The sequence below is a fragment of the Aeromonas sp. RU39B genome, from assembly GCF_900156095.1.
GTDB lineage: Bacteria > Pseudomonadota > Gammaproteobacteria > Enterobacterales > Aeromonadaceae > Aeromonas.
Genome location: NZ_FTMJ01000007.1, coordinates 132013 through 146683 on the forward strand (window position 1 = coordinate 132013; position 14671 = coordinate 146683).

15 protein-coding genes are annotated in these 14671 nt (G+C 58.6%); 5 read left to right on the top strand and 10 right to left on the bottom strand.

Annotated elements, in window-relative coordinates:
- Positions 1 to 52 precede the first annotated feature (52 nt).
- Complete coding sequence (locus BW958_RS11515) at positions 53 to 709, top strand: spermidine synthase (protein WP_076575879.1); 657 nt, start codon at positions 53 to 55, stop codon at positions 707 to 709.
- Positions 710 to 715: 6 nt separating this feature from the next.
- On the opposite strand, the gene dtd is transcribed toward BW958_RS11515, so the two are convergent.
- The gene (dtd, locus tag BW958_RS11520) at positions 716 to 1153 is read right to left on the bottom strand and encodes a D-aminoacyl-tRNA deacylase (RefSeq protein ID WP_076575880.1); all 438 of its coding nucleotides are present in this window, start codon (positions 1151 to 1153) and stop codon (positions 716 to 718) included.
- 71 nt (positions 1154 to 1224) lie between these two features.
- Positions 1225 to 2169 carry a homoserine O-acetyltransferase MetA gene (gene metA, locus BW958_RS11525; RefSeq protein ID WP_076575881.1) on the bottom strand — a complete coding sequence of 315 codons (945 nt, stop codon included), beginning with the start codon at positions 2167 to 2169 and terminating at the stop codon, positions 1225 to 1227.
- A 141-nt stretch (positions 2170 to 2310) separates the two neighbouring features.
- On the opposite strand from metA, the gene BW958_RS11530 reads away from it, so the two are divergent.
- On the top strand, positions 2311 to 3561 hold the full coding sequence (locus BW958_RS11530; protein ID WP_076575882.1) for an HD-GYP domain-containing protein: 1251 nt from the start codon (positions 2311 to 2313) through the stop codon (positions 3559 to 3561).
- Between the two features lie 8 nt (positions 3562 to 3569).
- A complete protein-coding gene (locus tag BW958_RS11535; protein ID WP_076575883.1) occupies positions 3570 to 4715 on the top strand; it encodes a molybdopterin-binding protein in 1146 nt (381 codons plus the stop codon).
- A gap of 34 nt (positions 4716 to 4749) precedes the next feature.
- On the opposite strand, the gene BW958_RS11540 is transcribed toward BW958_RS11535, so the two are convergent.
- Positions 4750 to 5367 (bottom strand): c-type cytochrome, encoded by a 618-nt coding sequence (locus BW958_RS11540; RefSeq protein ID WP_076575884.1) that lies wholly within the window; start codon positions 5365 to 5367, stop codon positions 4750 to 4752.
- A 139-nt stretch (positions 5368 to 5506) separates the two neighbouring features.
- On the opposite strand from BW958_RS11540, the gene yihA reads away from it, so the two are divergent.
- A complete protein-coding gene (yihA, locus tag BW958_RS11545; protein WP_076575885.1) occupies positions 5507 to 6172 on the top strand; it encodes a ribosome biogenesis GTP-binding protein YihA/YsxC in 666 nt (221 codons plus the stop codon).
- A 165-nt stretch (positions 6173 to 6337) separates the two neighbouring features.
- Positions 6338 to 7429 carry a porin OmpA gene (ompA, locus tag BW958_RS11550; RefSeq protein ID WP_076575886.1) on the top strand — a complete coding sequence of 364 codons (1092 nt, stop codon included), beginning with the start codon at positions 6338 to 6340 and terminating at the stop codon, positions 7427 to 7429.
- A 63-nt stretch (positions 7430 to 7492) separates the two neighbouring features.
- On the opposite strand, the gene BW958_RS11555 is transcribed toward ompA, so the two are convergent.
- The 7 genes from BW958_RS11555 to BW958_RS11585 form a co-directional block, all read right to left on the bottom strand.
- Positions 7493 to 8458 (bottom strand): ABC transporter permease, encoded by a 966-nt coding sequence (locus BW958_RS11555; RefSeq protein ID WP_076575887.1) that lies wholly within the window; start codon positions 8456 to 8458, stop codon positions 7493 to 7495.
- A 3-nt stretch (positions 8459 to 8461) separates the two neighbouring features.
- Positions 8462 to 9565 (bottom strand): ABC transporter permease, encoded by a 1104-nt coding sequence (locus BW958_RS11560; RefSeq protein ID WP_076575888.1) that lies wholly within the window; start codon positions 9563 to 9565, stop codon positions 8462 to 8464.
- A complete protein-coding gene (locus BW958_RS11565; protein ID WP_076575889.1) occupies positions 9562 to 11118 on the bottom strand; it encodes an ABC transporter ATP-binding protein in 1557 nt (518 codons plus the stop codon). Before BW958_RS11565 ends, BW958_RS11560 begins: the two co-directional genes overlap by 4 nt.
- Before the next feature lie 71 nt (positions 11119 to 11189).
- Entirely contained in the window at positions 11190 to 12188 is a 999-nt protein-coding gene (locus BW958_RS11570; protein WP_076575890.1) for a BMP family lipoprotein, read from the bottom strand.
- A gap of 341 nt (positions 12189 to 12529) precedes the next feature.
- On the bottom strand, positions 12530 to 12736 hold the full coding sequence (locus BW958_RS11575; RefSeq protein ID WP_076575891.1) for a hypothetical protein: 207 nt from the start codon (positions 12734 to 12736) through the stop codon (positions 12530 to 12532).
- A gap of 19 nt (positions 12737 to 12755) precedes the next feature.
- Positions 12756 to 13349 (bottom strand): sugar O-acetyltransferase, encoded by a 594-nt coding sequence (locus BW958_RS11580; RefSeq protein ID WP_076575892.1) that lies wholly within the window; start codon positions 13347 to 13349, stop codon positions 12756 to 12758.
- Positions 13350 to 13402: 53 nt separating this feature from the next.
- Complete coding sequence (locus tag BW958_RS11585) at positions 13403 to 14650, bottom strand: MgtC/SapB family protein (protein ID WP_076575893.1); 1248 nt, start codon at positions 14648 to 14650, stop codon at positions 13403 to 13405.
- Positions 14651 to 14671: the final 21 nt, after the last annotated feature.

A 14671-nucleotide genomic window follows, 5' to 3' on the forward strand; every position in this document is an offset into this window, starting at 1 on the left:
GAACCATTCCTTGGATTAAACTGGAGGGAAACCCATCTTGCCGTGCAATGCCATGAACTTCAATCTGGAAGGGCGCCACGCCGACACTATGCTGCATCTCTCCTGCCGGCTGGGGCGGCGCCTCTGCGTCCTTGAAAACGAGCAGCATCGCTGGCTCGAAATCGACGGAGTGGTGCAGTCGGTACGCAGTCATGGTGACCCATCCCGCTTGTGCCTGCCGCATCAGGATCTGCTGGTGCAGTGGTTACCCGAGCAAGCAAGCCGGATCCTTGAGCTGGGGCTGGGCGGTGGTGACATGATTCGCCACTTGGCCGGGCGTTGGCCGGCGGCCGAGCTGCACTGCGTCGATTTAGATGACGAGGTGATTGAGCTCTATCGCCACTATTTTCAGGGGGAGGAGCGCCCGGCGCTGCATCTGCAGGAGGCTCACGCCTTCTTGCTGCAGGCTGATGGTCGGTTCGATCTGATCTTGCTCGATCTGTTCAGCCAGGATGGCAACCCGCCCCTGCTGTTTCAGCCGGGGATCTACCAGATATTGCGTGAACGGCTGGCTGGGCGACTGCTGATTAACTTGCTGCCGCGCACCGGGCTTGAGCTGGAGCGGGTGCTCTCGCTGTGTGAACGCTGGTTGAGCCCGGCGCGGGTGTGGCCACTGCCCGGCTATCGCAACTGCATCCTAATGCTCGACTATCCGGGCCAGATGTCATAGCGGGTATCAGACCTGCAGCCAGAAGGTGGTCGGCCCCACATTATTGAGCGATACCTGCATGTCAGCAGCAAAGCGGCCGGTTTCGGTCGGCATGCCTGACAGGCGTGACTGCTCGACAAAGTAGTCATACAACCGCTCGGCGTCGCTCGGGTGAGCGCCGGTGGAGAAGCCCGGACGCATTCCCTTACGGGTATCGGCGGCCAGCGTGAATTGAGAGACGATCAGCAGGCTGCCGCCGGTCTGCTCCACATTCAGATTCATCTTGCCGTCCGCATCGGGGAAGATCCGGTAACCGCGCACCTTGTGCAGCAGCTTGTCGGCATGGGTTTCGGTATCGCCCTGCTCGACGCCGAGCAGCACCAGCAAACCGGGGCCGATGGCGCCTGCTACTTGGTTGTCGATGGTGACGCTCGCTTCGCTCACCCGCTGAATCAGTGCAATCACAGTTAACGCTCCCGCAATCAAACAAAACGCCGAGCATAACAGCCCGGCGTCGTTGGGTCTGCCCTTGGCGTTTAGTTCTTGTTGCCGTAGGTAAACACCTTGCCGATGTCTTCCAGCCGATAGCTGGTGAGCTGGTAGACGTAGTAGTTGAGCCAGTTGGTAAACAGCAGATGGCCGTGGCTGCGCCAGCTGGCGCGCGGCGGCTGCGCCGGATCGTTGCCGGGGTAGTAGTTGACCGGAATCTTGGGGTTGATACCGGCAGCCAGATCGCGTTGATACTCCTGATCCAGAGTCAAGGCGTCATATTCGGGGTGACCGGTGACAAACACCTGACGGCAATCCTGAGTGGCTGCCAGATAAACACCGGCCTCGTCCGATTCGGCAAAAATCTGGAGATCGGTGTGAGTGCGGATCAGCTCGCCATCGAAGGCGGCATAGCGCGAGTGGGGTGCCAGGAATTCATCGTCAAAGCCGCGCAGCAGCGGTTCGTGATCGACCAGTCGGCGATGGTTGTAGACCCCGGACAGCTTCTCGCTGCGGGTCTGTTTTTCCATGCCGTACAGAACCTTGAGAGCGGCCTGTACCGCCCAACAAAGAAACAGGGTCGAGGTGGCGTGTTCGTGCGACCAGCGGATGATCTCATCGATGCGCTCCCAATAGACCACATCTTCAAACTCCACCAGACCGAGCGGTGCGCCGGTGATGATCATGCCGTCATAGTTGTTGTGCCGAACCTGCTCGAAGTCGTGATAGAAGTTCTCGAGGTGAGCTTGCGGCGTATTGCGTGATTCACGGTCATCGATGCGCAGCAGATCCACATCCACCTGCAGGGGAGTATTGGAGAGCATGCGTAGCAGCTGAATTTCGGTTTCAATCTTCTTGGGCATGAGGTTGAGGATCAGCACCCGCAGCGGACGAATGTTCTGGGTGACGGCGCGCGATTCGGTCATCACGAAGATGTTCTCTTCGCTTAGAACGGTGGCGGCCGGCAGCTGATCCGAAATCTTGATTGGCATGCTCACTCCCTGTACTACATCAGTAAATATGTCTGGACATCCAGAAGCCTATTACAAACTAACCCGAGTGTCATCTATACCGTTGTCGCAAAAACGGGCTTTATCTAGCATTAGCGGTAACGGGGCTGATATTCTCTTGGTATGGCGGGCATCAAGATCTCTGTTGACCGATTACAGGTGGGTAATTATGTCTCGCTTCCTCTTGGCTGGCGGGAGCACCCCTTTCTGTTCTCCAGCTTTCTGATCAAAGAGCAGGAGCAGATCGAACTGATTCGCCGGCTCGGCCTCAAACAGGTCGTTATCATCCCCGACAAGAGTGACAAGCCGCCGCTGCCCTTGCAGGAAGCGCAGACTCACACTGTTGATAAGGAAGATGAATCAGCCCTGGCTGAACGTCAGGCAGCCATGCTGGCCGAGAAAGATCGCCGTATCGAGCAGCTGCAGCAGTACCGGCGCAGCCTGCAGCACTGTGAAAAGCAGTTCCAGCAATCGCTGGCGCAGGTGCGAGCACTGATGGGCAAGATCCAGAGCCGTCCGCTCAACGCTATCAGTGATGCTGAAGAGTTGGTGGTCAGCATGACCGAGCAGCTGCTCTCGGCCGATGAAATGGTGCTGCACCTGGTCTCCGACGGCGATGACGGTAACAACTTCTTCTTCCACTCCCTCAACGTCTGCGTGCTTAGCATGATGTTGGCGCGCGAGAGTGGCATGGAGGCCGAACAGATCAATCTGGTCGGGCTTGGCGCCCTGTTCCACGACATCGGCAAGCTGAAAATTCCCAGCCAGATCCTGCGCAAGACCGAGCCGCTGACCATGCCCGAAATCAACTTGATGGCGCAGCATCCGCGCTATGGGCTGGAGCTACTCTCGCTGACCAAGAATTTCCCCGACGAGGCGCGTGGAATCGTGCTGCGCCACCATGAATACCTCGATGGCAGCGGCTATCCGGACGGGCTGAAAGGCAACCAGATTGACCCACTCTCCCAGCTGGTATCGCTGGTTAACGAGTACGACAATCTGTGTCATGTGAAGTCGCGGGTGCCCTATTCGGCCCTCAGTAGCCTCTACAAACAGCGGCGCAGTCAGTTCAACGATCACTATTTGTCCAAACTGGTCCGCTTACTCGGACTCTATCCACCGGGTAGCGTGGTGCAGCTCTCCGATGGCCGGGTCGGGCTAGTGATGTCGATCAATGCCTCGCGGCTGCTCTATCCCTCTGTGCTAGTCTACGATGCACGGGTGCCGCGCCACGAAGCCGCCATCATCGATCTGGAGCAGGTGGGGCTAACCATTGCCAAGGTGATTCATCCCAAACGATTGCCGCCGGCCATTTTTGAATACCTCAACCCGCGAACCCGCATCAGTTATTACTTCGAACACGCCACCACGTGAGGACGTCCATGCATATTGAAGTGATCAGCACCGGCGACGAGATTGTCACCGGTCTGGTAGTCGATACCAATGCCGCTTGGTTGTCAGCCCTCCTGCTGGAAAGAGGGTGGCAGGTACGCCGCCGCCATACGGTCGGTGACGAGATGAATGACCTGATCGCAGTGCTGAGTGACGCAGCCAGCCGCAGCGATGTGGTGATTGTCTGTGGCGGGCTGGGGCCCACCACGGATGATCTCACCGCCGAAGCGGCGGCGCGGGCATTTGCCGCGCCGCTGGAGCTGCGCTCCGACTGGCTGGAAAATATCCGCGAGCGCTTTGCCCGCCGTGGCCGCCCCATGTCAGCGAGCAATGAAAAGCAGGCCTGGTTGCCCCGTGGCAGTGTGCTGCTCGACAATCCGGTTGGCACGGCCTGCGGCTTTATGGTGACGCAGGCCGCCTGCCGCTTGTTCTTCACACCAGGTGTGCCGTTTGAGTTTCGCCAGATGGTCGAGGAGCAGATCTTGCCACGGTTGCAAGATGATTCCGGTATCCAGACTCGGTTACGGCGTTTCTATACGTTCGGGTTGCCGGAATCGACGCTGGGTGATCGACTCTCGTCGCTGCCGTGGCCACAGGGCATCGTGGTGGGCTATCGCTCCAGCATGCCGCTGATTGAGCTCAAGCTGATCGGCCATGGCGTCACGGACGCCGACATGGAGCAAGCCGAAGCCCTGCTGCTGGAGCAGGTGCAGGAGGTGTTGGTGGGTTGTGGTGATACGCCGCCTTGGCAGAGCATTCTCTCCCGGCTGGCGGGCACGCCTCTTTACGTGCAAGAGTGCGCCAGCGGTGGTGCCCTGCAGCGGCTTTGCCGCGATTATCCCCAATTAACCGCCCGCTTCGAGAGCCAGTTGCCAGCTGAACCGGGCGCGCTGCAGGCAGAATCGTGCGGGGTGACCTTGGTGGTGGGCGCTGAACAGGACGACGCGGTGGCGCTGCTGCTTCACATCAATGGCCAGCGCTTCGAGCAGAAGGTGCAGGTGCGTCATCCGGATCGAGCCAGCCGCGAGCGGATTTTGGCTTTTTGCGCGCTCGATATGCTGCGCCGCCATCTCGATGGGCTGTCGCCGTTTGGGGAGTATCAGACCTTACGTCGTTTGGAGAGCCGGCTGCGGTAAGCGGGCAGGGGCGGGTGCCGCCTGCCCCGAGGGATCAGTGCAGACCTGCCACGTATTGGGAGAGGATGCGGATATCGTCGTCGGTCAGCTTGTTGGACACATCGCGCATCATGCTGTTGGGATCGTTATCCCGGGTGCCAGAGCGGAAGGCTTCCAGTTGCGCCTTGATATAGGCCGGATGCTGGCCTGACAGGGCGGGATATTTGGCTTGTGCCAACCCTTCACCACGCGGTCCGTGACAACCAATACACGCTGGCAGGTTGCGCTCGGGGTTACCTCCCATGTAAAGTGCGCGACCTTGCACCACCACTTCGTCAGGAACGGCGACCGGAGTGGGCTGCTGACTGGCAAAGTAAGCGGCCAGATCGTCCATATCCTTGTCGGAGAGTGGCATCGCCATCGGCCCCATGATGGGGTTGGCGCGGCCCGGTTTTCCTGACACTGCGGCCTTTAATTCAACAAGTTGCTTCTTGAGGTAGTCGGGGTGCTGGCCAGCCAGCTTGGGATAAATGTTGGCCGGGCTGTTGCCATCCGGTCCATGGCAGGCAGCGCAGACCATCGACTTAGCCTGTCCGGCTGTTGCGTCACCGGCGGCGTGGACCGTGCCTGTCATGCCAACCAGTACGAGAAGGGTAAAGGCAAGGTGCTTCATGGCGCTCCCTTTTCTTGTTGTGCGGCTTCCAGATCCCATGCCGTGGAAGGCATGTTAAAATAAGCAATTTGCGGCATCAGTTTACACTAATTTACAAGAAAGTAACGAATTAGCCCGCTCAATTTATGGGGATATAACCTTGGATAAACCCGTGTTTAACTTTAGAAAAGTGCATTTTGTGACCAGTGCACCGGATATCCGCCATCTCCCCAATGACGGCGGGATTGAAATCGCATTTGCCGGTCGCTCCAATGCTGGCAAGTCATCGGCGCTTAACACCCTGACCCAGCAGAGGAACCTGGCACGCACCAGTAAAACGCCGGGCCGTACCCAGCTTATCAACCTGTTTGAGCTGGAGCCGGGTAAGCGTTTGGTGGACTTGCCCGGTTACGGCTATGCCCAGGTGCCGCTCGAAATGAAGCTCAAGTGGCAAAAACACCTGGCTGAATACCTGCAGCGCCGCGAATCTCTGAAAGGCTTGGTGATCCTGATGGATATTCGCCACCCGCTCAAAGACACCGACCAGAACATGCTGGAGTGGAGTCGTCACCGTAATCTGCCGGTACTGCTGCTGCTGACCAAGGCCGACAAACTGAGTCCGGGCCCGCGCAAGACCCAGGTGATCAAGGTGCGTAAAGACGCAGCCGCCTTTGGCGAGCATATCCGCGTCGAGCCCTTCTCTTCGCTCAACAACATCGGGGTTGAAACCTTGGCTGAAGTGCTGACCGGCTGGTATATCGATGGCGAAAGCCAGGATATCCCGGCCGATATGGCCACCGATGAGACACTGCCAGATAACGACTAACTCGTTGTCAAACATAAAAAAAGGAGCCAATGGCTCCTTTTTTTATGTTCGCTTGTCAGCACGATCACATTTCTCGGTTTCCGTTGGTCAAATAATTGTTGGGTCAATGTTTAATATTGCTGCAATTGTGCGCTCTCCCTGATTCATGTGCAGGAAAAGAAACCTATGAGAAAAACAACGTTGGCAGTGGTACTGGGTGGTTTGCTGGCAGGTGGTGCTAGTCAGGCTGCTGCGCCGGATAACAGCTGGTATCTGGGTGGCAAGGCGGGTTGGTCGAAGTTTTACAGCGTAGAGATTAACTCAGACGCCTCTGAGCTTCTGGATAACCTTACAACCCGCAAAAACGATGCGTCTGATTTTGGATTCGGGGCTTTTGTTGGCTACCAGCTCAATCCTCATGTCGGGTTTGAAGTGGGCTATGACTGGCTGGGGGAATACCGCATTAAGGGAAGCTACGGGGGCATTAATCTGGATGCCAAGGCCCCCGCACAACTGGTGCAGGCCTCGGTTCGCTTGATTGCCCCGCTCGAAAATGGCGTTGATCTCTATGGCCGGCTTGGTGGGGCTTATACCAGAGTGGAGAGCAAAATTCAGGCGGCAGGGGTGAGCGATAGTTCTGACGATACAGGCGCTGCATTTGTTGGCGCTGTTGGTGCTGAATATGAGTTCGAGCCCAACTGGGCTCTGCGTTTGGAATACCAATACACCACTCCACTGGGTGATAAGGCGCTCGATAAAAGTGGAATCGAGATGAATAACGGCCTGCTGTCGCTCGGGATGATCTACCGCTTTGGTAGCCGTGTTCAGCCAGCGCCCGAACCGGTGGTGGCACCGCAACCGGTGCAACCGGCGCCGGCTTTGGTGCCGACGCCCCATCGCTTTAGCCTGAGTTCGGACGTTTTGTTCGAATTTGATAGCGCCCGCCTGCGCCCGGTTGCCCATCAGGAGCTCGATACCCTGTTTGGTCAGCTGGTCGCGGCTAATCCGCACGATGGCACTGCGCGGATCATCGGGCACACCGACCGTCTGGGCAGTGAGGCGTACAACCTGCGCCTGTCGCAGCAGCGGGCGCAAGTGGTGGCGGATTACCTGATTGGCAAAGGGCTGGTGGCTGGCAAGGTGGAAGTGGTCGGGATGGGTGAGCGTTCACCGGTCACCGGCGATCGCTGCCATCAGAGCACGCACGCTGCGCTAGTCTCCTGTCTGGCTGAAGATCGCCGGGTGGATATCACTCTTGACGGTGTTGCACAGAAATAGACGCCGCAAAAAGAAAAGGCGGTGGAAGCTCCACCGCCTTTTGCATGTCTGTCTTTAGCGCGGTTATTCCCGCTCTTTGACGTAAGGGGTACCGAGTGCTTTTGGTGCTACGGCCTTGCCGATAAAGCCAGCCAGCAGGAAGACGGTCAGCACATACGGGATCACTTCGATCAGCTGTACCGGCATTTCGAAGCCACCGATGGTGACGCCTTGCAGGCGGATGGCCACCGCATCGAGGAAGCCGAACAGCAGGCAGGCTGCCAGCGCGTTCCACGGACGCCACTTACCAAACACCAGTGCTGCCAGCGCCATAAAACCCTTACCCGCACTCATGTTGGGGATGAACTGGGCGGTTTGGGCCACTGACAGATAGGTGCCGCCGATACCGGCCAGGATGCCGCCGATCAGCAGAGCCGTGTAGCGCATCCGCACCACCGAGATACCGGCAGTATCGACCGCCGCCGGGGCTTCACCCACGGCACGCAGACGCAGGCCGAAGCGGGTACGAAACAGCACCCACCAGGCCAGCGGCACGATGGCAAACGCCACGTATTCCAGCAGGGAGTGTCCGCTCAGCAGCTCGCTGTAGAGCTGGCCGATCACCGGCACGTCATACAGCTCTTTGGCATACGGAAAGTCGATGGGGGCGAAGCGGGCCGCACCAGACAGAGCCGGAGTCTGGCCACCTTGGTCGAACCAGAAACGGCCCAGAGTGACGGTCAGACCGGCTGCCAGGATGTTGATAGCCATACCGCTCACTACCTGATCACCGCGGTGGGTGATGGTGGCAAAGCCGTGCAGCAGGGCAAACAGCACCGAGACGCCAACGCCGACCAGCAGACCCATCCAGGCTGAACCGGTTACCGCAGCCGCGGCGGCACTGGCGAAGGCGGCTGCCAGCAGCTTCCCTTCCAGCGCGATGTTGACCACGCCAGAGCGCTCGCAGAACATGCCGGCCATGGCGGCCAGGATCAACGGCGGTGCGGTTCGCACCGTGGCGTCGAGCATCAGGATCAAAGTTTCATACATGGCTTAGGCCCCCTTTTTCGCGGCCAGAGAGAGGTAGAACTGCTCGACACGCGGACGCAGCATGTGCTCCAACGCGCCGCAGAACAGGATCACCAGACCTTGCAGCACCACCACGATGTTACGGTCGATTCCGTACTCGAAGCTCAGCTCGGCGCCGCCCTGATAGAGGAAGCCAAACAGCAGGCTGGCCAGAATCACGCCGACCGGATGGTTACGCCCCATCAGTGCCACCGCGATACCGGTAAAGCCAAAGCCTTCCACGAAGTTGAGCTTGATTTGGTGCAGCTCGCCCTGCAGTACGTTGAGGGCAAAGAAGCCCGCCAGCATACCGGAGATGAGCATGGTGACCATGACCACCTTGGGATAGCTGATACCGGCATAGGCCGACGCACTTTGGCTGGCGCCTACCGAGCGCAGCTCGTAGCCCCAGCGGGTGTGCCAGATAAACAGCCAGACCAGTACGGCGCAGATCAACGCCCAGATAAAGCTGATGTTGAGCGGGCTGGTCGGGATGGTCATACCCATCATGGCACCGATATCGCTCAGCTTGGGCAGCCAGCTCGCTTCGGCAAACACCCGGCTTTCAGTCGCCATGGTGCCGGCCGGCTTGAACACGTTCACCAGCAGGTAGGCCATCAGCGCCGAGGCGATGAAGTTAAACATGATGGTGGTGATAACGATGTGGCTACCGCGCTTGGCTTGCAGCCAGGCCGGGATAAAGGCCCAGGCTGCACCAAACAGACCGCCGACAATGATGGCAAGTGGCAACAGCAGGGCGAACGGCAATACGTCACCCAGCAGCAGACAGACCAGACCGACACCCAGACCGCCGATATAGGCCTGACCTTCACCACCGATATTGAACAGACCAGCGTGGAAGGCGACCGCAACGGCCAGACCGGTAAAGATAAAGCCGGTGGCGTAGTAGAGGGTAAAGCCAAGGCCTTCACCCGATTCAAAGGCGCCAGCCCACATGGTCTGGGCCGCTTCGAGTGGGCTGATATCGAGATAGGCGAACAGGATGGCCGACACCAGGAAGGCCATCAGAATGTTCAGGGCCGGCATGAGACCGACCGAAATCCAGGCCGGGACGCGCGCTTGGCTCATGAATGTGCCTCCTGGGCAATGTCATCAGGAACAATGTTGGCCATCATCAGGCCAAGGGTCTTCTCGTCGGCGCGGGCTGCATCGAGCTCGCCGACTACGCGGCCGTCCGCCATCACCAGGATGCGATCGGAGAGGCTCATGATTTCGTCCAGTTCCACCGAGACCAGCAGGACAGCCTTACCCTGATCGCGCATGGCGATGATCTGCTGGTGGATGTATTCGATAGCGCCGATATCGACACCACGGGTCGGCTGACCGACCAGCAATACTTCCGGGTCCTGCTCCACTTCACGGGCGATGACCAGCTTTTGCTGGTTACCACCGGAGAAGTTGGCGGTCTTCAGCGTCGGGATGGGCGGGCGCACGTCCCACTTCTCCATTTTCTCCTGGCAGTCGCTTAGGATGGCGGTTTTGTCCTGCAGCAGCCCCTTGTTGTAGGCCGGCAGGTGGTGATAACCGAGGATAAATGCTTCCTGGGCTTCAAACCGGTTGATAAGGCCCATTTTGTGACGGTCTTCCGGCACATGGCCAAGCCCCATGGCGCGCACTTGGCGTGGGTCGGCGCTGTGCTGGGCATTAACCTCGTGACCGGCGATGGAGAAACCACCCTTGCTCGGTTTGAGGATGCCGCCAAGCAAGCTAAGCAGTTCGGATTGGCCGTTGCCGGAGACGCCGGCAATACCGACCACTTCACCGGCTCGCACCGAGAAGCTGACCGATTTGACCCGCTCGACACCGGTTGCATCGACATAACTCAGATCCTGCACATGCAGCAGGGGAGTTCCGGGGTTGGCCGGTTGCTTATCAACCTTGAGGCGAACCTTGCGGCCCACCATCAGTTCGGCCAGTTGCTCCTTGTCGGTGTCGCAGGTCGGTACGTGGTGCACCATTTCGCCGCGACGCATGATGGAGACCTGATCGGTGATGGCCAGAATTTCACGCAGCTTGTGGGTGATCAGAATAATGGTGGTGCCCTGGTCACGCAGCTTCTTGAGCACCTCGAACAGGTGGTCAGCTTCCTGCGGTGTGAGCACGCCGGTCGGCTCATCCAGGATCAGAATACGGGCACCACGGTAGAGCGCCTTGAGGATCTCGACCCGTTGCTGCAGCCCCACCGGCAGATCTTCGACCTTCTCGTGCAGCGGCACATCAAGGCCATAATCACGCGCCAGTTGGGCAAGAATCTTTTCGGCTTCGGCCTGGCTTTTGCCAAGGTGCCAGCCATTTTCCGCCCCGAGAATGACGTTCTCGAGCACGGTGAAGTTGTTCACCAACATGAAGTGCTGGTGCACCATACCGATACCGGACTTGATGGCATCCTGGGAGCCGTGCGGACGGAACGGCTGGCCAAAGACCCGCATCTCACCGTTGTCGGCGTGGTAGAAACCATAAATGATGCTCATCAGGGTGGATTTGCCAGCCCCGTTCTCACCCACTATGCCGTGGATCGAGCCCCGGCGAACCTGCAGGTCGATATGCTTGTTGGCGTGCACTTCGCCGAACCGCTTATCGATACCACTCAATTCGATGGCATAACGATCTGTTTGGTCCATGATGCAAATCCTTGCTGGTCATGAAGAAAAAGTTAGGCCGGCCCCGCAAGGAGCCGGCCGGTCTTTGCGGATCAGTACTTGCAGCTGTTGTCAGCCATGTAGTCGTGAACCTTGATCTTGCCGGCAATGAGATCGGCCTTGATGGTGTCCATCTTGGTCTTCATGTCGGCAGTCACCAGCGACTTGTTGTTGTCATCCAGTGCCCAGTCCACGCCGCCTTCAGCCAGACCCATGCTCTTCACGCCGGCTTTCCAGGTGCCCTTGGATGCGTCATCCCAGGTTTGGTAAGCAGCCAGACCCACAGCCTTGACCATGGAGGTCAGCATGGTGCCCGGTTGCAGGTGGTTTTGGTTGGAGTCTACGCCGATGGCCAGTTTGCCTTCGTCCTTAGCGGCTTGGTAAACACCGATACCGGTACCGCCAGCAGCGGCGTATACCACGTCAGCGCCCTTGGCGAACTGGGACTTGGCAAGCTCGGCACCCTTGGCCGGGTCAGCAAAGGCAGCCGGGGTAGAACCGGTCATGTTCTGGAATACGTCCATCTTCGGATTGACGTACTTGGCACCTTGCTCGAAACCGCACTGGAACTTGCGGATCAGCGGGATGTCCATGCCGCCGATGAAGCCGACCTTGCCGGTCTTGGAAGCCATGGCAGCCAGGGCACCAACCAGGAAGGAGCCTTCATGTTCCTTGAACACGACGGACTGTACGTTCGGCTTGTCGATGACAGAGTCGATGATGGTGAATTGAACCTTCGGGAACTCGGTGGCGACCTTTTCAACCGCAGATTGCATGTTGAAGCCAACAGCTACGATCGGGCTGTTGCCACGGCTGGCCAGACGGCGCAGACCCTGCTCACGTTGAGCTTCGTTCTGCGGTTCGAATTCCTTGACCTTGACGCCCTTGTCCTTGTTGTAGAGCTCAACGCCATTACGGAACACGGCTTCGTTGAAGGATTTGTCAAACTTGCCAGCGGTGTCATAGATGACGGCAGGCTCGGTTGCAGCCTGAGCGGACAGGGCAGCGAGAGTGAAGGCGGCCACTGTGGCCAGCTTAAGTACTTTAGTCACGATCGTATCCTTGATTGTTATGAGAGCCGCAGCCTGCCTGGGCAGGCGACATGTTTGCGCGTTAACTTTAAGGGAGAAGCGCAGCGCCTCCAAGGATATCATGATAGAAAAACGTTTTCGGTAACGGTTTGAAAAACCAGCAAATAATGGAGAAAGCTGTTGCTTTTGAACCACTAAGCAAGATTTTATGCTGTTGCTTTTGATTGTAATTTGGCAATAGTGTTAACAATCATAAGGTTATAGATAGATGATAATAATGGGTCGGTGATTATTTATTTTTTATGACGAAGCTCAAAAGTGTCGCAAAAGAGGCCGGACAAACGGTTTTTAGCCGTGCCAGGTCAGGATGACAACGTTTGTTCGCCGCATTTTCCCTGCTGTTTTTCCAGCGCCTCGACCCGCCGTTTCAGTGTATCGATCTCGGCCTGTTGCTGTGCCAGATGTTCCCGTTGTTTGCGCTGCAATCCCTGCTGCCGCAGCCGTCGGTTCAGATAGTTAAACAGCAGGCTGATGAGCACGATCGCCACCAGGGCACTCCAGATATCCATGACTGTCTCGCTTTGCAGATTATTCGACCTGGAATAGCCGCTCATCACGCGGGTCTTGTGCGGTCAGTTGACGGATCACCCGGGCCGGATTGCCCACTGCCAGAGAGTCGGCGGGAATATCGCGGGTCACCACGGCGCCGGCACCGATCACCGAGCGTGGGCCGATGCTGACACCGGGGCAGATAATCACCCCGCCGCCAATCCAGCAGTCATCACCGATATGCACTGGTTTGCCAAAGGACTCCCAACGCCGGCGACTGCGGTAATCCAGCGAATGAGTGGCGGTGTAGATCTGAACGTTGGGCGCCAGCAGTACATGGCTGCCGATATGCACCTCGTTCACATCGAGAATGGTGACATTGAAGTTGAAGAAGGTCTTCTCGCCGATATGGATATTGCGACCAAACTCGCAGGTAAATGGCGTGCTGATCCAGCAGGAGTCGGGACAGTGGCCAAACAGCTCACGACACAGTGCCTGCCGCTGTGCCTCGTCACCGGCTGGAATGCTGTTGAGCTGGCGCAGCAGCGCCTGACCACGGATGCGATCTTGCGCCACTTCGTCACTTTGCCCCAACATGCCGCCTGCCAGAATGCGGTCCCATTCACTTGCCATCTGCGTTCCCCCTGTTGCGTGGGGCCATTATGAAACAGGCCGGTGTCATTGGGCTACAGCAGTGGCAACGCCAACAGGGCCGAGAGCGACAGCGGCAGCAGTACCCGCCAGCCGAGACCGCGCCCACCAATCACCAGCGCCAGCATCCCCTTGACCAGCGAATTGACCACCCCGGCCAGCAAAATGGCCTGAGAGGCGACCGTCAGCGCCAGATCCTGATTGGCCAGGTGCGAGAGCGACAGGGTGATGGCGTCCACGTCGGCAATCCCCGATGCGGCGGCCAGCAGATAAACCCCTGAGTTCCCCACCGTCTGCTGCAATTGGGTGGCCAGAAAACCGATCAGTGCCAGCAACAGGCCGAACTTGATGGCGGTGACCATATCGAGCGGGTTGCGGGTTTGCGGCTGCACCGGCTCGGGCGCCGTCTCGCGGCGATACCAGAACCAGAAGGCAAAGCCATAGATGACCGCTGCCAGCACCAGCAGTGGCCACATCAAGATGCGCGCCAGTGGCGGCGCAATCACCAGCGCCAGTGCGCCCACCCGCAGCCACATGGTGGCGCAGGCGAGCAGAATGCCGGTCGCCAGCAACCGCTCCAGCCCGGCCAGTTCGCGGTTGAGACGGGCAAACTGCAAGGTCAGCGCAGTGGAGGAGGCAAAGCCGGCCAGAATGCTGGTCAGCACCAGCCCGTTGCGGGTGCCAATCAGACGAATGGCAAAGTGGCCGCAAAACGAAATCCCGGCGATCACCACCACCATCAGCCAGATCTTGAAGGGATTGAAGGCGTTAAGCGGCCCCATCTCGTGGTTGGGCAGCACCGGCAGCAGCACCAGCGTGATCAGCAAAAATCGTAAGGTGGCGTGAAACTCCGCTTCGCTCAGAAACAGCATCCCTTTCTGGATCTCGCCCTTGAGCCCCATCAGCAGCGCCGCCAGCACGGCGCAGGCCACCGCCTCGGTCGGGCCGAGCAGCACCGCCATCAGTCCCAGCAGATAGGTGAGCACCATGGCCACCGAGCTGGTGAGTCCAAACTCCCCCTGCCAGCGTTGCGCCAGCCAGATGGAGAGCACGGTGCCGCCCAGAATCGCCAACAGCCCGAGCAACGCGATGCTCGGGCCGAGGCTTGGTAGCAGCAGCCCGCAGGCGCCACCGAGCAGACCGATCAGGCCGTAGGTTCGCATCCCGGCAATGCGCTGGTTATCGCCGAGCAGGCGGATCTGCCAGCCTCGCTCCAACCCGATAATCAGGCCGATGGCCAGCGACACCAATGCCCCGTAGAGCGGTTCACTGTTGAGATCCATGGCGCCTCCTTGTGCAAGGGA

Excerpts from the sequence above, each read along its gene's own strand:
- BW958_RS11565 (WP_076575889.1), bottom strand. The coding sequence starts at position 11,118 with ATGGACCAAACAGATCGTTATGCCATCGAATTGAGTGGTATCGATAAG.
- BW958_RS11580 (WP_076575892.1), bottom strand. The coding sequence starts at position 13,349 with ATGGCAAGTGAATGGGACCGCATTCTGGCAGGCGGCATGTTGGGGCAA.
- BW958_RS11555 (WP_076575887.1), bottom strand. The coding sequence starts at position 8,458 with ATGTATGAAACTTTGATCCTGATGCTCGACGCCACGGTGCGAACCGCA.
- BW958_RS11515 (WP_076575879.1), top strand. The coding sequence starts at position 53 with ATGAACTTCAATCTGGAAGGGCGCCACGCCGACACTATGCTGCATCTC.
- ompA (WP_076575886.1), top strand. The coding sequence starts at position 6,338 with ATGAGAAAAACAACGTTGGCAGTGGTACTGGGTGGTTTGCTGGCAGGT.
- BW958_RS11585 (WP_076575893.1), bottom strand. The coding sequence starts at position 14,650 with ATGGATCTCAACAGTGAACCGCTCTACGGGGCATTGGTGTCGCTGGCC.
- BW958_RS11530 (WP_076575882.1), top strand. The coding sequence starts at position 2,311 with ATGGCGGGCATCAAGATCTCTGTTGACCGATTACAGGTGGGTAATTAT.
- BW958_RS11560 (WP_076575888.1), bottom strand. The coding sequence starts at position 9,565 with ATGAGCCAAGCGCGCGTCCCGGCCTGGATTTCGGTCGGTCTCATGCCG.
- BW958_RS11575 (WP_076575891.1), bottom strand. The coding sequence starts at position 12,736 with ATGGATATCTGGAGTGCCCTGGTGGCGATCGTGCTCATCAGCCTGCTG.
- BW958_RS11540 (WP_076575884.1), bottom strand. The coding sequence starts at position 5,367 with ATGAAGCACCTTGCCTTTACCCTTCTCGTACTGGTTGGCATGACAGGC.
- metA (WP_076575881.1), bottom strand. The coding sequence starts at position 2,169 with ATGCCAATCAAGATTTCGGATCAGCTGCCGGCCGCCACCGTTCTAAGC.
- BW958_RS11535 (WP_076575883.1), top strand. The coding sequence starts at position 3,570 with ATGCATATTGAAGTGATCAGCACCGGCGACGAGATTGTCACCGGTCTG.